Source organism: Maritimibacter sp. HL-12, assembly GCF_900177545.1.
Taxonomy (GTDB): domain Bacteria; phylum Pseudomonadota; class Alphaproteobacteria; order Rhodobacterales; family Rhodobacteraceae; genus Sinisalibacter.
This window is the reverse complement of record NZ_FXBQ01000001.1, coordinates 2,238,456-2,261,875: the sequence shown is the minus strand read 5'-3', so window position 1 is coordinate 2,261,875 and position 23,420 is coordinate 2,238,456. Positions and strand designations below refer to the sequence as shown.

General features: G+C 66.1%; 22 protein-coding genes. 8 read left to right on the top strand and 14 right to left on the bottom strand.

Annotation, left to right across the window (positions count from 1 at the left end):
- Nucleotides 1-21 precede the first annotated feature (21 nt).
- The 7 genes from B9Y97_RS11380 to B9Y97_RS11350 form a co-directional block, all read right to left on the bottom strand.
- Nucleotides 22-954 carry a 2-hydroxyacid dehydrogenase gene (locus B9Y97_RS11380; RefSeq protein WP_085526852.1) on the bottom strand — a complete coding sequence of 311 codons (933 nt, stop codon included), beginning with the start codon at nucleotides 952-954 and terminating at the stop codon, nucleotides 22-24.
- Nucleotides 951-2,096 carry a rod shape-determining protein RodA gene (rodA, locus tag B9Y97_RS11375; RefSeq protein WP_085526851.1) on the bottom strand — a complete coding sequence of 382 codons (1,146 nt, stop codon included), beginning with the start codon at nucleotides 2,094-2,096 and terminating at the stop codon, nucleotides 951-953. Before rodA ends, B9Y97_RS11380 begins: the two co-directional genes overlap by 4 nt.
- Complete coding sequence (gene mrdA / locus B9Y97_RS11370; protein WP_085526850.1) at nucleotides 2,093-4,036, bottom strand: penicillin-binding protein 2; 1,944 nt, start codon at nucleotides 4,034-4,036, stop codon at nucleotides 2,093-2,095. The genes rodA and mrdA overlap by 4 nt, the downstream gene beginning before the upstream one ends.
- Nucleotides 4,033-4,572, bottom strand: coding sequence for a hypothetical protein (locus B9Y97_RS11365; RefSeq protein ID WP_085526849.1), 540 nt, complete (start codon nucleotides 4,570-4,572; stop codon nucleotides 4,033-4,035). The genes mrdA and B9Y97_RS11365 overlap by 4 nt, the downstream gene beginning before the upstream one ends.
- Complete coding sequence (gene mreC / locus B9Y97_RS11360; RefSeq protein WP_085526848.1) at nucleotides 4,569-5,513, bottom strand: rod shape-determining protein MreC; 945 nt, start codon at nucleotides 5,511-5,513, stop codon at nucleotides 4,569-4,571. The genes B9Y97_RS11365 and mreC overlap by 4 nt, the downstream gene beginning before the upstream one ends.
- Nucleotides 5,514-5,548: 35 nt before the next feature.
- Nucleotides 5,549-6,586 carry a rod shape-determining protein gene (locus tag B9Y97_RS11355; RefSeq protein WP_085526847.1) on the bottom strand — a complete coding sequence of 346 codons (1,038 nt, stop codon included), beginning with the start codon at nucleotides 6,584-6,586 and terminating at the stop codon, nucleotides 5,549-5,551.
- Between the two features lie 133 nt (nucleotides 6,587-6,719).
- The gene (locus B9Y97_RS11350; protein WP_085526846.1) at nucleotides 6,720-8,264 is read right to left on the bottom strand and encodes a 2-isopropylmalate synthase; all 1,545 of its coding nucleotides are present in this window, start codon (nucleotides 8,262-8,264) and stop codon (nucleotides 6,720-6,722) included.
- A gap of 250 nt (nucleotides 8,265-8,514) precedes the next feature.
- Here B9Y97_RS11350 and B9Y97_RS11345 point away from each other — a divergent pair, with 250 nt between their 5' ends.
- From B9Y97_RS11345 to B9Y97_RS11335, 3 genes are all read left to right on the top strand, one after another.
- Nucleotides 8,515-9,183: an SDR family NAD(P)-dependent oxidoreductase gene (locus B9Y97_RS11345; protein WP_085526845.1), complete on the top strand. Its 669-nt coding sequence runs from the start codon at nucleotides 8,515-8,517 to the stop codon at nucleotides 9,181-9,183.
- A 253-nt stretch (nucleotides 9,184-9,436) separates the two neighbouring features.
- The gene (locus B9Y97_RS11340) at nucleotides 9,437-10,042 is read left to right on the top strand and encodes a TetR/AcrR family transcriptional regulator (protein ID WP_085526844.1); all 606 of its coding nucleotides are present in this window, start codon (nucleotides 9,437-9,439) and stop codon (nucleotides 10,040-10,042) included.
- 215 nt (nucleotides 10,043-10,257) lie between these two features.
- Nucleotides 10,258-11,535, top strand: coding sequence for an NAD(P)/FAD-dependent oxidoreductase (locus tag B9Y97_RS11335; protein WP_085526843.1), 1,278 nt, complete (start codon nucleotides 10,258-10,260; stop codon nucleotides 11,533-11,535).
- A 73-nt stretch (nucleotides 11,536-11,608) separates the two neighbouring features.
- Here the strand turns inward: B9Y97_RS11335 and B9Y97_RS11330 are convergent, their stop codons facing one another.
- Nucleotides 11,609-12,991 carry an MORN repeat-containing protein gene (locus B9Y97_RS11330; RefSeq protein WP_085526842.1) on the bottom strand — a complete coding sequence of 461 codons (1,383 nt, stop codon included), beginning with the start codon at nucleotides 12,989-12,991 and terminating at the stop codon, nucleotides 11,609-11,611.
- A gap of 167 nt (nucleotides 12,992-13,158) precedes the next feature.
- Between B9Y97_RS11330 and B9Y97_RS11325 the strand changes: the two genes are divergently transcribed.
- A complete protein-coding gene (locus B9Y97_RS11325; protein WP_085526841.1) occupies nucleotides 13,159-14,820 on the top strand; it encodes an NAD+ synthase in 1,662 nt (553 codons plus the stop codon).
- Nucleotides 14,821-14,913: 93 nt separating this feature from the next.
- On the opposite strand, the gene gltX is transcribed toward B9Y97_RS11325, so the two are convergent.
- Entirely contained in the window at nucleotides 14,914-16,233 is a 1,320-nt protein-coding gene (gene gltX / locus B9Y97_RS11320) for a glutamate--tRNA ligase (protein WP_085526840.1), read from the bottom strand.
- 81 nt (nucleotides 16,234-16,314) lie between these two features.
- Between gltX and B9Y97_RS11315 the strand changes: the two genes are divergently transcribed.
- Nucleotides 16,315-16,755, top strand: a complete 441-nt coding sequence (locus B9Y97_RS11315; RefSeq protein WP_085526839.1) for a CopD family protein — start codon at nucleotides 16,315-16,317, stop codon at nucleotides 16,753-16,755.
- On the top strand, nucleotides 16,755-17,156 hold the full coding sequence (locus B9Y97_RS11310; RefSeq protein ID WP_085526838.1) for a metallopeptidase family protein: 402 nt from the start codon (nucleotides 16,755-16,757) through the stop codon (nucleotides 17,154-17,156). Before B9Y97_RS11315 ends, B9Y97_RS11310 begins: the two co-directional genes overlap by 1 nt.
- Nucleotides 17,157-17,163: 7 nt before the next feature.
- On the opposite strand, the gene B9Y97_RS11305 is transcribed toward B9Y97_RS11310, so the two are convergent.
- Complete coding sequence (locus B9Y97_RS11305; protein ID WP_085526837.1) at nucleotides 17,164-17,592, bottom strand: DUF1801 domain-containing protein; 429 nt, start codon at nucleotides 17,590-17,592, stop codon at nucleotides 17,164-17,166.
- A gap of 93 nt (nucleotides 17,593-17,685) precedes the next feature.
- Here B9Y97_RS11305 and B9Y97_RS11300 point away from each other — a divergent pair, with 93 nt between their 5' ends.
- Nucleotides 17,686-18,618, top strand: coding sequence for an MBL fold metallo-hydrolase (locus B9Y97_RS11300; RefSeq protein ID WP_139828282.1), 933 nt, complete (start codon nucleotides 17,686-17,688; stop codon nucleotides 18,616-18,618).
- An 81-nt stretch (nucleotides 18,619-18,699) separates the two neighbouring features.
- On the top strand, nucleotides 18,700-20,214 hold the full coding sequence (locus tag B9Y97_RS11295; protein ID WP_085526836.1) for a YifB family Mg chelatase-like AAA ATPase: 1,515 nt from the start codon (nucleotides 18,700-18,702) through the stop codon (nucleotides 20,212-20,214).
- Here B9Y97_RS11295 and B9Y97_RS11290 read toward each other — a convergent pair.
- The 4 genes from B9Y97_RS11290 to rsmI are packed head-to-tail and all read right to left on the bottom strand — an operon-like array spanning nucleotide 20,181 to nucleotide 23,326.
- A complete protein-coding gene (locus B9Y97_RS11290; protein WP_085526835.1) occupies nucleotides 20,181-21,128 on the bottom strand; it encodes an alpha/beta hydrolase fold domain-containing protein in 948 nt (315 codons plus the stop codon). The genes B9Y97_RS11295 and B9Y97_RS11290 overlap by 34 nt on opposite strands.
- Nucleotides 21,125-22,066 (bottom strand): glutathione synthase, encoded by a 942-nt coding sequence (gene gshB / locus B9Y97_RS11285; RefSeq protein WP_085526834.1) that lies wholly within the window; start codon nucleotides 22,064-22,066, stop codon nucleotides 21,125-21,127. Before gshB ends, B9Y97_RS11290 begins: the two co-directional genes overlap by 4 nt.
- Nucleotides 22,067-22,124: 58 nt before the next feature.
- Nucleotides 22,125-22,475, bottom strand: coding sequence for a YraN family protein (locus B9Y97_RS11280; RefSeq protein ID WP_085526833.1), 351 nt, complete (start codon nucleotides 22,473-22,475; stop codon nucleotides 22,125-22,127).
- Complete coding sequence (gene rsmI, locus B9Y97_RS11275) at nucleotides 22,472-23,326, bottom strand: 16S rRNA (cytidine(1402)-2'-O)-methyltransferase (protein ID WP_085526832.1); 855 nt, start codon at nucleotides 23,324-23,326, stop codon at nucleotides 22,472-22,474. The genes B9Y97_RS11280 and rsmI overlap by 4 nt, the downstream gene beginning before the upstream one ends.
- Nucleotides 23,327-23,420 lie beyond the last annotated feature (94 nt).

The following is a 23,420-nucleotide window of genomic DNA, read 5'->3' as shown; positions in this document are numbered from 1 at the left end:
TTGCGTTGGAAACCCGCGTGATCAGTAGCCCGCCGCGCGGTCGACGAGATGCAGCAACCGCTCCCCCGCCTCGCCTCGCCGGATATTCTCGGCGATCACCCGCGACGCCGTCCCGGCCCGGGTTTCGGAGGCGATATGGGGCGTCACCGTCACCCGCGGGTGGTGCCAGAAAGGATGATCCTCGGGCAATGGCTCAACCCGGAAGGTGTCGAGCGTGGCATGGCCGACTTGCCCGGCATCGAGCGCGGCGAGCAAGGCGGCGTCATCGACCAAGGCACCGCGTCCGGGATTGACGATCACCGCGCCCTCGGGCAACCGCGCCAGTGCCGAGCTATCAAGGATGTTCTCGGTCGCCGGGGTCAGTGGCAGCAGGAGCACGAGGATTTCGGACTGCGCCAGCACCGCGTCGAGGCCCCCGCTCCCGGCATGGCAGCTCACGCCCTCGATCTCCTTGGTCCGGCGCGACCACCCGGCCACGTCGAAGTTCAGCCCGGCCAGCGCCCGGGCCACGGCCGCACCAAGCTCGCCCAGCCCGAGCACGCCCACGCGCCGGTCGCGGGCCAGCGGGGGGACGTGTTTCTCCCATTTCGGCGCGCTGCGGCAAATATCGGCATCCATCTCGAGGTGATGGCGCAGCACATGGCCGGTGACCCACTCCACCATCCCCTCGGTCAGCCCCGGATCGACCATCCTTGCATAGGGCATGGTGAGCGTCGGGTTGGAGATGATTGTCTCGACCCCGGCCCATAGCCCGAGCGCAGCCTTGGCGCGGCTATAGGGCGAAAGGTCCACCGCACCCTCATGCGGGGCGTAGACGATGTAATCCACCGCCTCGGGCGGGTGATCCATTGCCAGATCGGCCTCCACGCCGGTCTCGGCCAGTGCCGCTGAAAGCGCAACGCGATACTCCTCGAACACCTCCCGCGAGGTGATGAACTGCACCGCCACGCTCATTTTGAACGCGCCCTGTGCACATGCGCCGATTGCACGAGGCCGAAGCCGATCATCAGCACCAGCATCGCCGAGCCGCCATAGCTGACCAGCGGCAGCGGCACGCCCACGACCGGTGCCAGCCCCATCACCATCGACATGTTGACCGCGAAGTAGAAAAAGAAGGTTGCGGCAATACCAAAGGTGACCAGCGAGCCAAAACGGTCGGCATTGCGCATCGCCGAGAACACGGCAACAACGATGATGCCGACGTAGAGCGCAAGGAGCGACCCGGCGCCGACAAAGCCGAATTCCTCCGCCAGCGTGGTGAAGATGAAATCGGTGTGCTTCTCGGGCAAAAAATTCAGCCGGCTTTGGGTGCCTTCCATGAAACCCCGCCCGGTCCAGCCACCCGAGCCGAGCGCGATCTTGGACTGGGTGATGTGATAGCCTGCGCCAAGCGGATCACTGGCGGGGTCGAGGAAGGTGTCGATCCGGCGATACTGGTAGTCTTTCAGCAATTGCCAAGGGGTGCCGCGCGAGAGAAACACCGCTGCGACCGTGCCCACACCGAGCGCACCGACGGCGAGGAAGTAGAAGATATGCACGCCCGCAAGCCACATCAGCACCACGCCGCCCAGCATCAGCAGGAGCGCGGTGCCAAGGTCGGGTTGGGAGAGCGTGAGCGCGGTGGGCATCAGGATGATCACCACCGGTACCAGAACCCACAACGGGCGCGATACCTTGTTGACGTCGAGCCAGTCGTAATAGGCGGCGAGCACCATGACCAAGGTAATCTTGGCCAGTTCCGAGGGTTGCAGGCGCAGGACGCCAAGGTCGATCCAGCGTTGCGCGCCCATGCCCGTCTCGCCGAAGAACTCCACCGCCAGCAGCAGGCCAAGCGAGACCACGAAGGCCAGCGCCGCCATGTTGCGCCAGAACCAGATCGGCACCATCGCCACGAACAGCATCAGCGCCATGCCGAGGCCGAAACGCTTCATCTGCGGTTCCGCCCAGCGCCCGATGTCGCCGCCCGCCACCGAGGTGAGCATCAAAAAGCCGATCCCCGCCGCCGCCGCCAACAGGAGCAGCAGCGCCCAGTTGAGGTAGAGCACCTTGGCCAACCCGCTGGGAGTCCACTTGATGTTGTATTCAAGATAGCTCACGCTTGGCTCCTGCCTTGCGAGGGCGCTTGCGGCGGGCGCAGGTCGAGGTTTTCGAACCGGGTGCGGATCGTGTTGCGCTGCGCCGACGGGTAGGCCGTCAGCGGAGGCACGTCATCGTAGAGCGCGGCGAGCAGCACGTCGCGGGCAATCGGTGCGGCCGCCGTCGAGCCGCCGCCGCCATGTTCGACCACCACCGAAACCACAAGTTCCGGCGCATCGTGCGGCGCGTAGCCGACGAAGAGCGCATGGTCGCGCCGCTCCCACGGCAGGTCTTCGTTCGAGGTCACGCCGCTGGCGCGTTCGGCGGCGGTGATGTTGCGCACCTGGCTGGTGCCGGTCTTGCCCGCCATCCGCAGGCCCTCGGCCACCACGCGCGAGCTGCCGGCGGTGCCGCGGTTTCCGTTCACCACGTCATACATGCCCTGGCGCACCAGCGCGAGGTTGTCGGGGTCGAGCCCGAGCGGCTCCTGCCCGACCACGGGCTGCTCCACCCCTTCGATCGAGCGCACGAGCCGCGGCGCGATCTGGGTACCGGCGGCAATTCGCGCCGTCATCACCGCCAGTTGCAACGGCGAGGCGAGCACGAAGCCCTGGCCGATGGCGGCATTGAGCGTGTCGCCGATCACCCAGTCGCCACGGTCGTTTTCACGTTTCCAGCTTCGCGAGGGGATCAACCCCGACGACACCGAGGCGAGCGGCAGATCATGGTGAACGCCAAGCCCGAGCCTGCGCGCCATCGCGGCGATGCGCTCGATCCCGACGAGTTGCGCCAGTTCGAAATAATAGACATCGCAGCTTTCACTCAGCGACCGCATCAGATCGACACGACCATGGCCGCCCCGGCTCCAGCAATGGAACCGCCGCGAGCCGACCTCGACGAAGCCGCGGCAGGTGAAGGTTTCTTCCGGATCTATCAACCCGTCTTCCAGGGCCGCAAGCGCGGTGACCATCTTGAAGGTCGAGCCGGGCGGGTAAATACCCTGCGTCGCCTTGTTTGGGAGCGGCCGATAGGGATCTTCCAGCAGGGCGCTGTAGTCTTTTGATGAAATCCCGCGCACGAAAAGATTGGGATCGAAAGTGGGCGCGGAGGCAAGGGTGAGGATATCGCCGTTTCGCGCGTCCATCACCACGACGGCAGCACTCTCGCCCGCAACTCGGGCTTCACAGAAGTTCTGCAGCGCGTGGTTCACGGTGAGTTGCACACTCGCGCCCGGCATGCCCTCTTCCCGGCCGAGTTCGCGCATCACGCGCCCCACGGCGTTGACCTCAACCCGGCTGGTCCCCGCGCTGCCGCGCAGCACCGGCTCCAGTTCCGCCTCCACCCCGGTCTTGCCGATCTGGAACCGCGGGATCTGGAGCAGCGGGTCGGGGTCTTCGAGCCGGTCCAGATCGCGCTCCGACACCGGTCCGACGTAACCAACGACATGGGCAAAATCGGCGTCCAGCGGGTAGATTCGGCTCAGCCCCATCTCGGGGAACACGCCGGGCAGCGCGGGGGCGTTGACGGCGACCTTCGCGACATCTTCCCAACTCACCCGGTCAGCGATGGTGACCGGCACGAAGGGCGAACGGCGACGCATCTCGTCGAGCGCCCGATCTTTCGCCGCCGCATCGAGCCAGATCAGCTTGCCAAGGCGGTCGAGCACCGCCTCGGGGTCGCCGGCATCCTCGCGCACCATGACAATGCGATAGTTCTGCTCGTTGCCGGCGAGCAGCACCCCCTTGCGGTCGAAGATCAGCCCACGGGACGGGGGAAGCAAACGGATGTTGATCCGGTTGCGCTCGGCAAGCAGGCGGTATTCGTCCGCCTGTTCGAGTTGCATGTAGCGCATCCGCCCTGCCAGAACCCCGACGAAGCCGAGCTGTGCCGCGCCAAGGATCAGCCCGCGCCGGGTGATCACGCGGGCGCTCTTCTCGCTGTCTGCGGGAGACCGTCTCATATCAGCCGCGCCTCCGCCGCGTGTTTGCCGGGGGCCAGGCGGCGCACCCGGAAACCCCAGACCGAAAGCGCGGCGATCAACGGGTAGAACAGGATGTCGACCGCAAGCGAGACAACGGCCAGCCCAAGGTTGTCTTGCGGCACGACGAGCAGGACAAGCAAGATGCGCTCGCCCAGCAGCATCAGCGCAAGCACGCTCGCCACCGTCGCCCACTCGATGATGAACCCACGTTCGCGCATCAGGTCGGAGCGGGCGCGCAACCATTCAAGCCCGATCACCGCCATCGCGGTTGCCAGCCCCGGCGGGCGCAGAAACAGGAGATCGCTCACCAGCAGGATCGCGGCGAACAGGGCGACGGGCACGAAATCGGGCCGCCGCAGCACCCATGCGAATCCCAGCAGAACGATGGTGTCGGGCGGCGGCATGCCGCTGGTATCCGCCCCCAGTGGCAGGACTCGCGCGAAGATGATGAACATCGAAAGCAGCAAAAAGAGGCCGGTGAAGATCCAGCGTTGAAGCGAGAGCGGCGAAATCATTGCTCTGCCTCCCCGTTCTCGCCCGCTGCCCGGGCGGTGAGGTCGTCGGGGCCCTCGTTCTCGCCAACCGGGGCGAGCGCCGGGTTCAGCACGATCAGCGCGCCCGCGTCCTCGATGCGCTCGCCCTCGTGCGACCGCAGCACCCGCAGGAATTCGAGCCGTTCGTAATCGGCGGCAAGCCAGACCCGGAGCCGCCGGTCGGGGCCACGCACCACCTCGCCCACGAGCAGACCGGCGGGGAACAACCCGCCATCTCCCGACGAAACCACCCGGTCTCCGGGCCGGACTTCGTCGGGGTTTTCGAGAAAGTCGAGCGGCGGCTGGCCGGTGTTGTCACCGCGCAGGAGCGCGGTCTGGCCGGAAGGCTGGACGGTGACGGGAATGCGGCTGCTCGAATCGGTGAGCAGGATCACCCGCGCTGTCTGCCCGCCGACCCCCGAGATCCGTCCCACGAGGCCGAGCCCATCCATCGCGGCCCATCCATCGACCACGCCATCGCGCGCGCCGACGTTGAGCAACACCGACTGGCGAAACGGCGAGCCTGAATCGGCGAGCACCACGCCGGAAACGAACGACAGCCGCGCATCGAGACGAACGTTGTTGAGATCGAGAAGGCGCGCGTTTTCCTGCTCAAGCTGGAGCGCCGCCTCGCGCCATGCCTTCATCTGCTGAAGTTCGCGGCGCAACTCCTGGTTCTGTTCCGCGAGCCGGGCGTAGGACTGAAAGCCCTCGATCAACCCCGCGGCCTTGGTGACAGGCACCAGCGCCCATTCCATGTTGGGCACCAGCGCGTCGACGATCTGGGCCCGGAAACGCTCGACCCGGGGGCTGTCGATCCGCCAGATCAGGAACACGGCCAGCAACACGAACACCAGAAGCCCCACCAGGATGCGCCTGACGGGGGTTACATAGTCTTCTCCGTGCCGTTTGTTCTTCGCCAAACCGGCCTCCCACGCAACGGGGGCCTCCCCCGGCGTCAGCTATCGTAGTCGATAACGTGTCGCAGTTGCTTTTCGTATTCCAGTGCCCGGCCCGTGCCCAGCGCCACACAATTGAGTGACTCGTCGGCCACCGAGATCGAAAGCCCGGTCTGTTCCCTCAATGCAAGGTCAAGCTCGCCAAGCAGCGCGCCGCCGCCGGTGAGCATCACGCCCCGGTCGACGATATCGGCGGCAAGATCGGGCGGAGTGGTTTCCAGCGCGGTCATCACCGCCTCGCAGATCTGCTGCACCGGCTCGGCCAGCGCCTCGGCGACTTGCGCCTGGTTGATCTCGATCTCCTTGGGCACGCCGTTGAGAAGGTCACGCCCGCGGATCATCATGCTCACCCCGCGTCCGTCATCGGGCATCCGCGCGGACCCGATCGAGGTCTTGATCCGCTCGGCAGTGGCTTCGCCCACGAGCAGGTTGTGCTGGCGGCGCAGGAAGTTGACGACGGCCTCATCCATCCGGTCACCCCCTATGCGCACCGAGCGGGCATAGACGATATCACCGAGGCTGAGCACCGCCACCTCGGTCGTGCCGCCACCGATATCGACAACCATCGAGCCGGTGGGATCGGTGATCGGCATCCCCGCGCCGATCGCCGCAGCGATCGGTTCGGCGATCAGCCCGGCGCGTCGCGCCCCGGCGCTCAGCACCGATTGGCGAATGGCGCGCTTCTCGACCGGCGTGGCACCATGTGGCACACAGACGATGATCTTGGGCTTTGAGAAGGTCGTGCGCTTGTGCACCTTCCGGATGAAATACTTGATCATCTCCTCGGCGCTGTCGAAATCGGCAATCACGCCATCGCGCATAGGCCGGATCGCCTCGATCGAACCGGGGGTGCGCCCGAGCATGAGCTTGGCGTCCTCGCCGACCGCAAGCACCTTCTTCACCCCATCCTTGACGTGGTAGGCAACCACCGAGGGTTCGTTCAGGATGATCCCGCGGCCCTTGACGTAGACGAGCGTGTTTGCCGTGCCGAGATCAATCGCCATATCGGACGAGAAGAGGCCGGAAAATAATGCCATCGCTGCGAAAACCCTGTGTTTAAACCCCGGTGAACGGACTTCACCCGTCCGGGCCTTATAGGCGTGGGCGCAGCGCGTGGGAAGGCCCGGCGCTGCGCCTCACGGCAGTTTTTCGCCACCGCCTGTTTCGGGGTCAAACGCCCTCGGGCTTGGTTTTCTCGCGCCGCACGATGAGGTTGTTGAGCGCGTTGACGTAAGCCTTGGCAGAGGCCACCACGGTGTCGGTATCCGAGGAAAGCCCGGTGACGATCTTGCCGTCCTCTTCCATCCGCACCGTCACCGTCGCCTGCGCATCGGTGCCCTCGGTCACCGCGTGCACCTGGTAGAGGTTGAGGCGGGCGGTATGCGGAAAGAGGTTCTTGATCGCGTTGAAGGTGGCATCCACCGGGCCGTCGCCGGTCGCCGTCACCTGGTTGTCGACCCCATCGACGGTGAGGGTGAGGTCGGCCGACTGCGGTGCCTCGGTGCCGCAGATCACGCGCAGGAACTTCACCTTGATCCGGTCATTCGCGGTATCGGTGCCGTCGCCCATCAGCGCGATCAGGTCTTCGTCGAACACTTCCTTCTTGCGGTCGGCCAGTTCCTTGAAGCGCACGAAAACATCGGCGAGCTGGTTGTCGGCCAGTTCGTAGCCCAATCCCTTCATCTTCGCCTTCAGCGCGGCGCGGCCCGAGTGCTTGCCGAGCGGCAAGGAGGATTCGGCCAGACCGATATCCTCGGGCCGCATGATCTCAAAGTTCTGCGGGTTTTTCAGCATCCCGTCCTGGTGGATGCCGCTCTCGTGGGCGAAGGCGTTCTTGCCGACGATTGCCTTGTTGAACTGCACGGGGAAGCCCGAGACCTGCGCCACCCGGCGGCTGATCGACATGATCTTGGTTGTGTCCACCCCGGTGCTGAAAGGCATGATGTCGTTGCGCACCTTGAGCGCCATCACCACTTCTTCCAACGCGGTGTTGCCGGCGCGCTCACCCAGCCCGTTGATCGTGCTCTCGATCTGGCGGGCACCGGCCTCGACGGCGGCCAGCGCGTTCGCCGTGGCCATCCCGAGATCGTTGTGGCAATGGGTGGCAAAGACGACCTCGTCGGCCCCCGGCACCCGCTCGATCAGCATCCGGATCAGATCGGCGCTCTCGCGCGGGGCGGTATAGCCCACGGTATCGGGGATGTTGATCGTCGTCGCCCCGGCCTTGATCGCGATCTCGATCACCCGGCAAAGATAATCGTGCTCGGTGCGGGTGGCGTCCATCGGGCTCCACTGCACGTTGTCGCACAGGTTGCGGGCGTGGCTCACGGTCTCGTGGATCAGGTCGGCCATCGCGTCCTGGCTCAGACCGGGGATCTCGCGGTGCAGCGGCGAGGTGCCGATGAAGGTGTGAATGCGCGGTTTACCCGCGTGCTTCACCGCGTCCCAGCACCGGTCAATATCCTTGAAATTGGCCCGCGACAGCCCGCAGATCACCGCGTCCTTGGAGCGCTGCGCGATTTCCTTCACGGCGTTGAAATCGCCCTCCGAGGCGATTGGAAAGCCCGCCTCGATGATGTCCACCCCCATCTCGTCGAGCATCTCGGCGATCTCGAGTTTTTCCTCGTGGGTCATGGTTGCGCCGGGGCTTTGCTCGCCGTCGCGCAGCGTCGTGTCGAAAATCAGGACGCGGTCCTGTTCGGTGGGAATGCTCATGGTGGTATCTCTCTCTTGGTCTTAGCCGGTCTGCGTCAAGTGGCGCGCAAATGAAAACCTCTGAGCGGTCGCGCCAAGGGGCACGCTCAGAGGCGGCTAAGAAGCAGAAGCAGCGCGGCGGCCGGGCGCAGAGGTGCCCCGGACAAGAAAGCGATATGTGCCGCGTTGATCATGGCGCGCACTATAGCCGCCACGATCACGATGAAAAGAGCTTTTTGGTCTGCTGCGCCGCATCTGCCGTAGTGAGGGCATGACACACAATGCACTCGTGATCGGCGCTTCTGGCGGCATCGGGTCCGCCCTTGCATCGGTGCTGGAGTCGCGCGGCGCTCGCGTCACCCGGCTGTCGCGGCGCGACGACGGGCTCGAGCTGACCGATCCCGCCAGCGTCGAGCGTTTGCTCGGCGCGCTCGACGGTCCGTTCGAGACCGTTCTCGTCGCCACAGGCGCGCTGGAACCCGGCGGCCACAGGCCGGAAAAGGCGCTGCGCCAGATCAATGCCGAGGCGCTGGCGGCGCAGTTCGCGCTCAATGCCACCGGCCCCGCCCTGGTGCTGCGCCACTTGCCCCGGCTCCTGCCGCGCGACCGCCCGAGCCGCTTCGCCGCGCTTTCGGCCCGTGTCGGTTCGATCGGCGATAACCGTCTCGGCGGCTGGCACGGCTACCGCGCCGCCAAGGCCGCGCTCAACCAACTCGTGCACGGCGCGGCGATCGAGCTTGCGCGCAGCCACCACGAGGCTGTCTGTGTCGTGCTGCACCCGGGCACGGTCGCCACCCGGCTGACCGAAACCCACGGTGCCGGGCACGCCCGCGTGCCGGCGAAAGCCGCGGCCGCCCATCTTCTCGATGTGCTCGATGGCCTGTCTCCCGCCGATACCGGCGGGTTTTTCGACTGGGCCGGCAAACCCGTCCCCTGGTAAGCCGCCGCCCGCGCGTCTTGCGAGCCATTCGCGCGGGCGCTCGCGGTTTGTTTCGGCCGGTATGCACGCGCGGCAGCGCGGCGATCACCCGGGCGGGCCGGAGGATAGCGTATTTAACGTGTACCCGCTCATTGCGGCCCCGCCACTGGACGCGGCCGGAAAATTGGCGCAAAACATGTCCGAACCGCCGTATCCTTCTGGTGCAGCGAGCGTTTACGAGTGAACAGGCGAGTGCTGAAAAGGAAGTTGGGTCATGTCGCAACCGCGAACACGAAAAAGTTCTGTCGATCGCAAGGCGGAGATTGTCGACTCCGCGATCCGTCTTTCGGCGACGATCGGCCCTGACCGGGTGACCACCCAACACCTGGCCGACGCCGTGGGCGTCACCCAGCCCGCGATCTTTCGCCACTTTGCGACCAAGACGGATATCTGGGCGGCGGTTGGTGTCCGGATCGTGGACGAGATGCAGGCTTTGCACAGCCACCCCGTCGTGATCGCGCAAGACGATCCACATGATCGCCTCAAGCAACTGGTCGGGCGACATTTCGTGCATATCGAGGGCCAACCGGCGATCCCGGCGATCCTGTTCTCGCGCGAGCTTCATGCCGAAAACGAACCGCTGCGCAGCAGGTTTTCCGAGTATTTTGCCGTCAAGGGCGCTGAGTTCACGCGGTTGATCACGGCGGCACAGGCCGCCGGCATCCATCATGCCGAGATCGCCGCTGAGGATGCCGCCCACCTCGTCACGTCGGCGATGCAGGGTATCTCGCTGCGCTGGTTGCTCGACAACCAGAGTTTCAGCCTTGTCGATGAAGGCGGCCGCGTGATCGGCGGCCTGATCGACAGCTTCCGCGCCTGACGGCCGCAGAGCAGATCAACCCCACTACCCCGCGTCGTTTTGCCCCAGTCCTTCCCGAGGTCGGGGTTTGTGTAAAATTGCGCCTTTGCTTATGATCCAATCACAAAATTTGGAATAGTTGGATTTGTATGCAAGAATTGTTCTGCCCCGGCATGGGCAGGACAAGACCAACGGGGCTGGCGACACAGGTTCAGCCAAGAAAAAGGGACATATCAATGGCACATGTAGTCATCCTGGGCGCGGGCCTCGGGGGAACGATCCAGGCCTACGAGCTCAAGGATACCCTCACCCGCAGCGACAAGATCACGGTGATTTCCAACAAGCCCTATTTCCAGTTCACCCCCTCGAACCCATGGGCGGGCGTGGGCTGGCGCAAACAGGATGAGCTCACCGTCGATCTTGCCCCGGTGATGCAGCGCCGCGGGATCGACTTCATCTGCGACGGTGCGGCCAAGCTGGTGCCGGACGAAAACAAGGTCATCCTCGAATCCGGCCGCGAGGTCGGCTACGACTACCTCGTGATCGCCACCGGGCCCGATCTGGCCTTCGACGAGATCGAGGGTTTCGGCCCCGACAAGCACACCAACTCGGTCTGCCATGTCGAGGATGCGGTCAAGTCGGGCGGCCCCGGCGGTGCCTGGGACCAGTTCTGCGCCGATCCCGGCCCGATCGTCATCGGCGCGGTTCAAGGTGCCTCATGCTTCGGCCCGGCCTATGAATACTTGCTGACGCTCGACACCGACCTGCGCAAACGCAAGATCAAGCACAAGGTGCCGATGACCTTCGTCACCTCCGAACCCTATATCGGCCATCTCGGCCTCGGCGGCGTGGGCGATACCAAGGGCATGCTCGAATCGATCATGCGCGACCGCGACATCAAGTGGATCACCAACGCCAAGACCGAGAAGTTCACCGAGGACGCGATCCACATCACCGAGTTCGACGAGGACGGCAACGAGAAGAAAAAGCACGAGATCCCGGCAAAATATAAGATGATGCTGCCGGCGTTCCGGGGCATCCCGGCGCTGATGGGGATCGAAGGGCTGGTGAACCCGCGTGGGTTCGTGATCGTCGATGAGTACCAGCGCAACCCGAAATACCGCAACATCTTCGGTATCGGCGTGGCCATCGCCATCGCGCCGCCGGTTGTCACCCCGGTGCCCACCGGCGTGCCGAAAACCGGCTTCATGATCGAGAGCATGGTGACCGCGACCGCGCACAACCTGCCCCGCATCCTGCGCGGCGAGGAACCGAACGAACTGCCTTCGTGGAACGCGCTCTGCCTTGCCGATTTCGGCGACCGTGGCGCTGCCTTCCTCGCGATGCCGCAAAACCCGCCGCGCAACGTCAACTGGGCCAGCGAAGGCAAATGGGTGCACTGGGCCAAGCTCGCTTTCGAATGGTATTTCATGCGCAAGATCAAGAAGGGCGTGTCAGAGCCGTTCTATGAGAAGCTCGCCATGAAGGTGATGAAGATCAACAAAATCCAGTGACCTGATCGCCGGTTGAAAAAAGGGCCGCCTCCAGGGGCGGCCCTTTTCCTGTTCATGCCATCCGGAGGTTGCGCTATTGTTCGGCGGGTTCGGCATTGTCCGCTTCGTCATCGAGCGCCGAGGTCATCACCCCCTGCTCCCATTGCGCCGTCACGCTCTCACCGTCGGGGTAGGTCACCGTGCCGCGCCCCTCGCGCATGCCGTCGGTAAAACCGCCCTCGTAGATCGTGCCGTCCTCGTAACGCTCCCGGCCCTCGCCATCGCGCGTGCCGTTCTTCCAGCTACCCTCGTAGAAGGTGTCGTCGGGCCGGGTGAGCCTGCCGCTGCCATCGGCAAACCCGGCCTTCCAGCTTCCCTCGTAGATCACCCCCGAAGGCAGCGTGAGCGTGCCCTCGCCCTCGTAGAGATTCGAGACGAAAGCACCCTCGTAAATGGTGCCATCGGCGCGGGTGAGCGTGCCTTGCCCTTCGAAGACACCGTCGCGGAAATCGCCCTCGTAGATTGACCCGTCCGGGTATTCGATACGCCCTGCGCCATCGGGCAGTCCGGCACGGAACTGGCCGGTGTAGACCGATCCATCGGGATAGGTCTCGACGCCTTCACCCTCGATCCGGTCGTCGATCCAGGCGCCTTCGTAGCGGTAGCCATCGGCCCCAATGAACTCCCCCTGCCCCGACCGCCGGTTGGAGACGAAATCGCCCTCGTAGACATCGCCGTTGGCATAGGTAACCTTCGCCACGCCCGAGCGCACGCCCATCACGAAGGGTCCTTCGTAGACGTCGCCATTCGCCTCGGTGAGCTTGCCCTCGCCGTCCATCTGGCCATCGGTCCAGGTGCCTTCGTAGCGCATCCCGTCGGCGGCCACGAACACCCCCTCGCCATTGGGCTGGCCATCCTCGAAAGTGCCTTCGTACACCGAGCCATCGGCTTCGGTGAGCTCGCCCTGCCCCTGCTTTTCGCCCATCACCCAGGCGCCCTCGTAGACGGTGCCCGAAGGGCTTTCGAGCCGCCCCTGGCCGTGGTGCTGGCCAGTGCGGAAGCCACCTTCGTACTTGAAACCGTTGGCATAGATCGCAAGCCCGCTGCCGTTGATCTTGCCGTCGACCCAATCGCCCTCATAGGAGGTGCCATCGGCATAGGTGACCTTGCCAAACCCGTGCGGGCGGCCCTTGGCGAAGCCGCCCTCGTAGACCGAACCGTTCGGAAAGCGGGCCACACCCTCGCCGCGGATCTCGCCATCGACAAAGCTGCCGGCGTATTCATAGCCCGTGGGGGTACGCAAAGTGCCGCGACCGTGCCGCACCCCGTCCTTCAACTGGCCCTCGTAGATCGAGCCGTCGTCGTATTGAACCACTTCCAGCGCGCCACCGTCCTGCGCCAGCACGCCCGCCGGGGCCGCCAGCGCAACCGCCAGGGCCAGAACCGTCGGCTTCCATCCCCAAACCTGCTCCGACATCGCTTCCCTCTTTCCCCGATTGTCCAGCCGTCCGGCTGGTTGCCCAAAACCTATGCGAGCCCCCCCTTCGAGACAACGCTTTTCGCCCCCGGCGCTGCGGCGCTGGCTTTTCCTCGCCCACAAACCTGTTAAACCGAAGCCGAACTCACCAATCCCGAAGGCGCATCATGAGCGACACCTTCCGCCTCACGCTGGCCCAGCTTAACCCCACGCTGGGCGACATTGCCGGAAACGCCGCCAAGGCGCGCGCGGCCTGGGATGAGGCGAAGGCGTCGGGGGCGGATTTCGTGGTCTTTCCCGAGGCCTTCCTGATCGGCTACCAGCCGCAGGATCTGGTGACCCGCCCGGCATTCTGGCGCGACGCGATGGACGCCACCGCCGCGCTCGCCGCCGACACCGCCGACGGCCCCGCGATCGGTATCGGAGCGCCGTTCCACGACGGGCGCGACCTCTACAACGCCTATTGCATCCTCGAAGGCGGCGCGGTGCGGTTGCACGTCCTCAAGCAGGTGCTGCCGAACGTCGAGGTGTTCGACGAAAAGCGGCTCTACGCCCGCGGCCCCGATCAAGGCCCCTTCCGGATCGGCCCGCTGCTGATCGGAACGCCGATCTGCGAAGATGCCTGGTGGGAAAACCACGTTTGCACCACAATGGCTGAGGCCGGGGCGGAGGTGCTGGTGGTGCCGAACGGCTCGCCCTATTCTCGCGGCAAGGTGCCGGTTCGGCAGGGGCTCATGCGGTCGCGGGTTGCCGAAACCGGTGTGCCGCTGGTCTATCTCAACATGGTGGGCGGGCAAGACGACCAGGTGTTCGACGGTGCCAGCTTCGCGGTGAACCCGGGCGGCGAGATCGCCTTCCAACTGCCGCAGTTCGAGGAAATGCTGGCCCATGTCGACCTCGTTCGCCGCGCCGACGGCTGGCGCGTTGCCACCCGCGAGATCGTGCCCGCGCCCGACGAGTGGGAGGCCGATTACCGCGCCATGGTGATGGGGCTGGGCGACTACGTGGCAAAAACCGGCTTTCAGAAGGTTCTGCTCGGCCTCTCGGGCGGGATCGATTCCGCGCTGGTGGCCGCCATCGCGGTGGATGCGCTCGGGGCCGAAAACGTCCGCTGCGTGATGCTGCCCTCGCAATACACGTCCAAGGCATCGCGCGACGATGCCGAGGCGGTCGCGGCGGCGCTCGGCGTGCGCTGCGATGTCGTGCCGATCTCGGAGCCACAGGCAGCGGTCACCGAGGCGCTGGCACCGCTCTTCGCGGGCACCGAGCCCGATCTCACGGAAGAAAACATCCAGTCGCGCCTGCGCGGGCTGCTGCTCATGGCACTGTCGAACAAGTTCGGCGAAATGCTGCTCACCACCGGCAACAAGTCAGAGGTGGCGGTGGGCTATGCCACGATCTACGGCGACATGGCGGGCGGCTACAACCCGATCAAGGATCTCTACAAGACCCGCGTTTTCGAGACCTGTCGATGGCGCAATGTCCATCACCGGGCGTGGATGAATGGCCCGGCAGGCGAGGTCATCCCGCCCCGTGTGATCGAAAAACCGCCCTCGGCGGAACTGCGCGAAGACCAGAAGGACGAGGATTCACTTCCCCCCTACGAGGTGCTCGATGCGATCCTCGAGGGGTTGATCGACCGCGAGGCCAGCGTGGGCGAGCTGGTGGCGGAAGGCTTCGACCGCACGACTGTCAAGCGGGTGGAACACCTGATCTTCATCTCGGAATACAAGCGCTTCCAGTCCGCCCCCGGCACGCGCCTCACCAAGCGCGCCTTCTGGCTCGACCGGCGCTACCCGATGGTCAACCGCTGGCGCGACCGGAGCTGACCGCAAAAGCGCGATTCAGACAAGCAGGGCACGGCTGTACCCCGATATTTCTGCCGATAATATTGAAGGGCTGAAAGCCGGGGCCGCCCGCCTTCAGCGCCGCACCTTCTGCAACAGCGGCATCAGTGACGCCATGTCGGGCCCGTGGTCCATCCCGGTCAGCGCCTTCCTGAGCGGCATGAACAGCCCCTTGCCCTTGCGCCCGGTGGCTTCCTTGACTGCCGCCGTCCACGCGCCCCAGCTTTCCGCCGTGTAGGGCGGCTCCGGCAACAGCGCCATCGCGGCGGCAACCATCTCGCGGTCATCGTCCGCCACCACCGGCTCGGCGCCGTCACGGCAAAGCGCCCACCAGCCTTCGAGATCGGTCAGCGTGGTGATGTTCTCGCGCGCCACCGTCCAGAAGGCTTCCGCGATGTCATCGGGCACGCCCAGCGCGCGCACCTGCTCGGCCACCGCCTCGAAAGGCTGCTGGGCGAGGTAATGCGCGGTGAGCGGGAACAGATCGTTCACGTCGAACTTGGTGGGGGCCGCGCCGAAAGCCGACAGATCGAAGCCTTCGATGATTTCGTCGAGCGAGCTGCGCAATTCCACCGGCTGCGAGGAGCCGAGCCGCGCCATCAGGCTCAGAAGCGCCAGCGGCTCGATCCCCTGCGCGCGCAGATCGCGCAACGCCAGCGTGCCCAGCCGTTTCGAAAGCGCCTCACCCTGCGGCCCGGTCAGCAGCGAATGGTGGGCAAACCCGGGTACCGTGCCGCCCAGCGCCTCGATGATCTGGATCTGCGTCGCGGTGTTGGTAACGTGGTCCGAGCCGCGCACCACGTTGGTGATGCCGAAGTCAATATCGTCGCAAACGCTGGCGAGCGTGTAGAGAAACTGCCCGTCGGCGCGGATCAGCACCGGGTCCGAGACGCTGGCGGCGTCGATCGAAAGCGCGCCAAGGATGCCATCTTCCCATTCGATGCGTTCCTGATCGAGCTTGAAGCGCCAGTGCCCCTGCCCGCGCTCGGCGCGCAACCGGTCCTTCTCGGCCTCGGAAAGGTTCAGCGCCGCGCGGTCATAGACCGGCGGGCGCCCCATGTTGAGCTGCTTCTTGCGCTTGAGATCGAGTTCGGTCGGGGTCTCGAAACACTCGTAGAACCGGCCCTTTGCGCGCAACTCCTCCGCCGCCGCCTCGTAGCGCTCCAGCCTGGACGACTGGCGCTCCACCCGATCCCAGGTCAGCCCGAGCCATTCGAGGTCTTCCATGATCGCGTCGACGTATTCCTGCTTCGAGCGTTCCGGGTCGGTATCGTCGAGACGCAGGATGAACTGCCCGCCCGCCTTGCGGGCGATGAGGAAATTGAAAAGCGCGGTGCGCAGGTTGCCGACGTGCAGATAGCCGGTGGGGGAGGGCGCGAAACGGGTAACGGTCATGGGTGTCTCCTGTCGCGGTTGCTCTTTCATACCGGGCGGGTTTTGTCCATATCGGGCAGGAGGCGAAACAAGGAGCGCGCGATGTTCTATACCATTCTGGCCCTGCACCTGCTCGGCGCGGCGATCTGGACAGGCGGCCATCTCGTGCTTGCCTTCACCGTGCTGCCGCGCGCGCTCCGGGCAGGCGATCCGCGTGTGCTGACCGATTTCGAGGCCGGCTATGAGCGGATCGGCATTCCTGCTCTGCTGGTGCAGGTGGCCACCGGGCTCTGGCTGGCCTTATACCTGGTGCCCGACTGGCGCGACTGGTTCTCCGCCGCCGATCCTGTCGGTGCGGCGGTCGGGGTGAAGCTCGCGCTTCTCGCCGCCACCGCCGCGCTCGCCCTGAACGCCCGGTTCCGTGTGATCCCGCGGCTTTCGGCCGAGACCCTGCCGCTGATGGGTTGGCACATCCGGGGCGTGACGCTGTTTTCGGTGCTCTTCGTGCTGGCAGGTGCCTTCATCCGCACCGGGGGCTTGTGATGAGCGGCCCGAGAATCGCCCCTGGCCTCGACGAGATCGAGGAAATGGCCCGCGCCGCGATCGAGGCCCTGCCCAAGCCCTACCGCGACGCGGCGGGCAAGGTGACGCTGCGCGTCGAGGATCTTGCCCCCGACTACATCCTCGACGAGATGGGAATCGAGGACGCCTTCGAGCTTACCGGGCTCTATGACGGCATTCCGCTCACCGAGAAATCGGTGATGGACGTGCCGCACGGTCCCGATGCGATCTGGCTGTTCCGCCGCGCCATCCTCGACGAATGGATCGACCGGGGCGACGTCGACCTCGCCGCGCTGGTGTCGCATGTGCTGGTGCACGAACTCGCCCACCATTTCGGCTGGTCCGACGGCGATATCGCCGCGATCGACCGCTGGTGGGAGTGAGCGACCGTCAACTCGGTGCGACCGGCCAGCGTGCCGCGAGATCGTCCAGCCCGGCCCGGATCAGCCGCTTGAGCACCGCGCGGTCGATATCGGCGAGCTTGTTGACGTAAAGGCAGGCTTTCCCGAGACGGTGCTTGCCGAGGTCGGCGAGGATATCGCCGAAGTCGGCATAGCCGGGCATGATGTAGATCGACAGGTTCGCCTTGCGCGGGCTGAAGCCGGTGGCGCACATCTCGCCGCTGCGGCCGCTGTCATAGGTGTAACGATAGCTGCCGTAGCCGACGATCGAAGGCCCCCACATCCGAGGCCGCCACCCGGTGACCTCGCGAAACAACGTATCAAGTGAAAGGGCATCGGCGCGGCGGGTCGGGTGCTCGACCGTGGCGAGAAAGGCGGCGACCTCTTCGTCGGTGGGTTGGGTCTTGTTTTCGCTCACTTCCCCCCCTTCACGGCCTCGTGTTGCGGCAATCGCGGCATGCCTGGCTATCCTAGCGCCGATCACCACGGAAAACCACAACAGGAGGACCAAATGGCTGAACACGATCTGACACTAAACCGCCGCGCGATGATATTGGGTGCCGCGGCACTGCCGCTCGCGGCCTCGACAACCGGGGCCTTCGCCGCCGCCGATATGATGGGCCTGGCGACCACCCGCTTCAACCGCTTCAAACACGGCGCCTTCGAGGTGACCGCGCTGCTCGCGGGCACCCGCACGGTGGAAGACCCCAACGGGATCTTCGGGCTGAACGCCTCCGAGGAGGAGTTCGCCGAGGCCAGTGCAGCGGCGATGATCCCCACCGACAAGGCGCAATTCTTCTTCACGCCCACGGTGGTGAACACCGGCAGCGAGCTGGTGCTGTTCGACACCGGGACGGACCATGGCGGGATCGTCGCCGCGCTGGAGGCGGCAGGCTACACCGCCGACCAGGTGGACCTGGTGGTGCTCACCCACATGCACGGCGACCACATCGGCGGCATGACCGACGACAGCGGCGCGCCGACCTTCGCCAATGCCCGCTACGTCACCGGGGCGGTCGAGTTCGACGCCTGGGACATGTCGGGCAACGAGGCCTTCGAAGCCAAGGTGCGCCCCTTCGCCGAACGCATGGCCTTCCTCGACGACGGCGGCAGCCCGGCCTCGGGCATCACCGCGATGCAAGCCTTCGGGCATACCCCCGGGCACATGGCCTTCATGATCGAGAGCGAGGGCCAGGGGCTGCTGCTCGGAGCCGATTTCGCCAACCATTACGTCTGGTCGCTGGCGCATCCCGATTGGGAGGTGAGGTTCGATCAGGACAAGGCCATGGCGGCCGAAACCCGTCGCCGTCTGCTCGGCATGCTGGCATCCGACAAGCTGCCGTTCATCGGCTATCACATGCCATGGCCCGCGATGGGCTTCGTCGAGGCGCGCGGAGAGGGCTTCCACTACGTCCCCGCCAGCTACCAGCACATGCTGGGATAAACCGCGACGGCAGGCCTGCGTTAACCATTCCTAAACCAACACCGCGTTAACCTTTCCCGGTTGGATGCGAGGAGATCGGGGATGGTGGCGCGGGCCTATACCGTGGCGTTCGTCGGCATCGAGGCGCGGCCCGTCGAGGTGCAATGCGCGCTCTCGGCGGGGCTGCCGGGCTTTGCCATCGTCGGCCTGCCCGACAAGGCGGTGAGCGAGGCGCGCGAGCGGGTGCGCGCGGCGCTCACGGCGATGGCCATCGCGCTGCCGTCGAAGAAGATCACCGTCAACCTCTCGCCCGCCGATCTGCCCAAGGAGGGCTCGCATTACGACCTTCCGATCGCGCTGGCGCTGCTCGCCGCGATCGGGGCGATCCCGGCGGAGGAGGTGGAACACACGGTCTCATTGGGTGAATTGTCGCTCGACGGCTCGCTGGTGGCGGTCACCGGCGCGCTCCCTGCCGCCATGGCGGCCGCCGAAGCCGGGCGGTCGCTGGTGGTGCCCAGGGCCTGCGGCGCGGAGGCGGCCTGGGTTGGTGCGGCGCGGGTGCTGGCCGCGCCGACGCTCGTGGCGGTGATCCGCCATTTCACCGGCCAGGCGCCGCTGGAACCGGCCGAACCGGGCGAGGTGCGCGAAGACACGGGCGGGCGCGACCTTGCCGACGTCAAGGGCCAGGAACGCGCCAAGCGCGCGATGGAGATCGCCGCCGCCGGTCGCCATCACCTGCTGATGGTCGGCAGCCCCGGCTCCGGCAAGTCGATGCTGGCCGCGCGGCTGCCCTCGATCCTGCCGCCGCTCACCCCGCAGGAGGCGCTGGAAACCTCGATGATCCATTCCCTCGCGGGGCTGATCTCCGAGGGCGGCATCTCGCGCACCCGGCCCTTCCGCGAACCGCATCACACCGCCTCGATGGCGGCCATTGTCGGCGGCGGGCGCGGGGCCAAGCCCGGCGAGATCAGCCTTGCGCACAACGGCGTGCTGTTTCTCGACGAGTTCCCCGAGTTTCCCCGCCCGGTGCTCGAAACCCTCCGCCAACCAGTGGAAACCGGTGAAGTGGTGGTCGCCCGCGCCAACGCCCATGTTCATTATCCCTGTCGCTTCATGCTGGTGGCCGCCGCCAACCCCTGCAAATGCGGCCACCTTGCCGATGCCGCCCGCGCCTGCTCGCGCGCGCCCGGCTGCGGCGAGGATTACCTCGGGCGCATTTCCGGGCCACTGATGGACCGCTTCGATCTGCGCCTCGACGTGCCCCCGGTGGCCTTCACCGACCTCGATCTGCCCGATGGCGGCGAACCCTCGGCTGTCGTGGCCGAACGCGTCGCCCGCGCCCGCGCGGTGCAGACGGCGCGGTACGAAGGCAGCCATGCCCGGGTCAACGCCGACGCCGAAGGCGCGGCGCTCGAAGCAGTGGCAACGCCCGATGCCGAGGGTCGCGAGATGCTGCTGAAGGCGGCGGAACGGTTCGGGCTGTCGGCGCGGGGCTATCACCGCGTGCTGCGGGTGGCCCGCACGATCGCCGATCTCGAAGGCGCGCAGTCGGTGCGCAAGCCACACGTGGCCGAGGCGCTGGCCTACCGGATCGCGGGCGCGATGGCGCTGGCCTGATCGGGCTCGAGAACCGCCGATACGAAGCGCGCGGCGCGGTGCAAACCCTCGCGCGCCTCCGGCACGTAGCCGTCGAAGATCACCCAGACATGCGGTGCGTCGGGCCATTCATCGCAGATGACCTCGCCGCCATTGTCGCGCAGCCGGTCGGCGATCCGGCGGCAATCGTCGGCGAGGATCTCGGTCGCGGCGTATTGCAGGAACACCGGCGGCGGGTCGGGAAACCGCGCGAACAGCGGTGAGGCGCGCGGATCGTCGGCGGGGGAATTGGGGAGATAATAGCCCAACAGATCCGCCGTGCGCGAGCTCGGCAGCATCGAATCGCGGCGCACGTTGGAGGTGATCGTGGGGCCGGAAAAGGTCAGGTCGGTGACCGGCGAAAAGGCGAAAAGCCCGGCCGGGCGCTGGCCCTCGGCCAGCAAACCCGCGAGCAGGCCCAGCGCGAGGTTGCCCCCGGCGCTGTCGCCGCCCAGCGCGATGTCACCGGCGCGGTAGCCGCGCGCGATGAGCGCATCCCAGGCCGCGCGGGCATCGTCCGGCGCGGCCGGGAAGGGGTGTTCCGGCGCAAGCCTGTAACTCGGCGCGATGATCTCGACGCGGGCGAGCCGCGCGAGCCGTGCCAGCAGCGCCGCATGGGTGCGCGGGCTGCCGGCGACGAAGGCGCCACCGTGGAAATACAGCACCAGCTTGCGGGCGCGCGGCGGGTGCGAGCCGGGACGGTTCGAGATCGCGAGCGCGGGGATGTCCGGCGCGAGCGTGATCTCGCGCACGAGACTGGCGGGCGGGAGACGAAACACCCGCCGCGCAATCCGCTCGAAGCGCGCGCGCAATGCCACCGGATCGTCCGCGTGGGCGACCATCGGCTTGAAGATTCCGCGCGCGATGGCGGTGAGGAGGCGAAGCTGCAAGCTCACGATCGTCGCGACTCGATCGCCTCCCAGATCTTCGCCGCGACGTTGACCCCGTCGAACCGTTCAAGCTCCTGGATCCCGGTCGGCGAGGTGAGGTTGATCTCGGTGAGCCAGTCGCCGATCACGTCGATTCCGACGAAGATCTGCCCCTTCTCGCGCAGGAGCGGGCCGATCGCGTCGCAGATCTCGCGGTCGCGCGCGGTGAGGCCGATCTTTTCCGGCCGCCCGCCGACGTGCATGTTCGAGCGCGTCTCCCCCGCCGCGGGCACCCGGTTGATCGCGCCGACCGGCGCACCATCGACGAGGATGATCCGCTTATCGCCCGCCGCGACCGCGGGCAGGAATTTCTGCGCGATCAGCGGCTCGCGGTTCATCCCGGTGAAGAGCTCGTGGAGCGACGCGAGGTTGCGGTCGTTCGGATCGAGCCGGAACACCCCCGCACCGCCGTTGCCGTAGAGCGGCTTGAGGATGATATCGCCATGCTCGTGCTTGAAGGCGCGCAAGCTGGCCAGATCGCGCGCGATCATCGTCGGCGGCGTGAGATCGGGGAAACGCAGGACCAGGAGCTTCTCGGGGTAGTTGCGCACCCAGAACGGATCGTTCACCACGAGTGTCTCGGGGTGGATCATGTCGAGCAGGTGGGTGGTGGTGATATACCCCATGTCGAACGGCGGGTCCTGGCGCAGCCAGACCACGTCCCAATCGGCGAGATCGACCTCCGTTTCCGCCCCGAGGCTGAAATGGTTGCCGCGCTCGCGCCGCAGGGTCACCGGCCATCCACCGGCCAGAATGCGCCCTTCTCGGTAGGACAGCCGGTCGGGCGTGTAATAGAACAGCGTATGGCCCCGGGCCTGCGCTTCTTCCATGATTCGAAATGTGGAATCGGCGTCGATATCGACCGCGCCGATCGGGTCCATCTGGACGGCAACTTTCAGGCTCATGCGTCTCTCCCGGCTTTTTGTCTTACATGGCCCGAGCCGGGGCCGAGAGCAATGGGCGCTACGCCCAGAGGTTTTCCATGATCCGCATCCGCCCGGTGCCGTCGACCAGCGCAAGATCGAGCCGTACATCGGTGAGCTGGCCGCGCGGCTCGCCTGCGACGTATTCCGATACCGTGCCGTAGATGCGCTGAAGCTGCGCGCGCGACAGGCGGGCAACGGCGCGGGCGAAATCGCGCGCCTGCTTTACCTCGACCACGATCACCCCGGCGCCATCGCGAAACACCAGGTCAAGTTCGCCGCCCGAGCCGCGCCAGCGCCGGGCGGCCAGTGCATGGCCCCGGCGCACATAATTGTCGGCCACCGCCTCTTCGGCCGCGATCCCGGCCAGATAGGACACCATTCCGCTCATCGCGCCTTCTCCATCTCCAGCGCCGCCTGGTAGACCTTGCGGCGCGGTATTCCGTAAGCCTCGGCCACCGTTGCCGCGGCATCCTTGAGGCTCATCTCCGCCATCGCGCGCACCAGCGCCGCCTCCATCGTCTCGTCCGCCACCGCGCCCGTGCCGCGATCCACCAGCACCACCATCTCGCCCTTCAGGTCGCGCTCGGCGATTCGTTCCGCGAGATCGCCGAGCGTGCCGCGCAGCACCTCTTCGAACTTCTTGGTGAGTTCCCGGCAGATCGCCGCCGGCCTCTCCGCACCCAGAGTTTCGCGCAGATCATCTAACAATTCATGAACGCGCCTCGGGCTTTCATAAAACACAAGCGTCGCGGGCACGTCCCGGAATTCCTCGATCCAGCGCATCCGCGCCGCGTGCTGCGCCGGCGGAAAACCGGCAAACAGGAACCGGTCCGATGGCAGGCCCGACAGGCTGAGCGCGGCGAGCAGCGCCGAGGCACCCGGCGCTGCGGTGACGAGATACCCCGCTTCGGCCGCCTCGCGCGCCAGCGCATAGCCCGGATCGGAGACCAGCGGCGTGCCCGCCTCACTGACATAGGCCACCGATTTCCCGCCCGCGAGCAGCTTGGCGATGCCCGCCCGCCCGCGCGCGCCGGAATGATCATGATAGGCGATAAGCGGACGCCCGCCGAGCGCAATGCCGTGGATTTCCATCAACTTGCGCGCGGTCCGGGTATCTTCCGCCGCGATCACATCGGCCATGCCGAGAATGTCGAGGGCCCGCAGCGTGATGTCGCGGGCGTTCCCGATCGGGGTGGCGACGAGATAGAGCCCTGGGGCGAGGGGCTTGGGGTCTGGCATCGAGGGTGGACCTGTGTAGCGTTGCGTCTATTATACCTCTTGTTCGGGGCGCTGTGAGTCTCGCCATATTCGAAGCCGACACCCGACCGAAAAA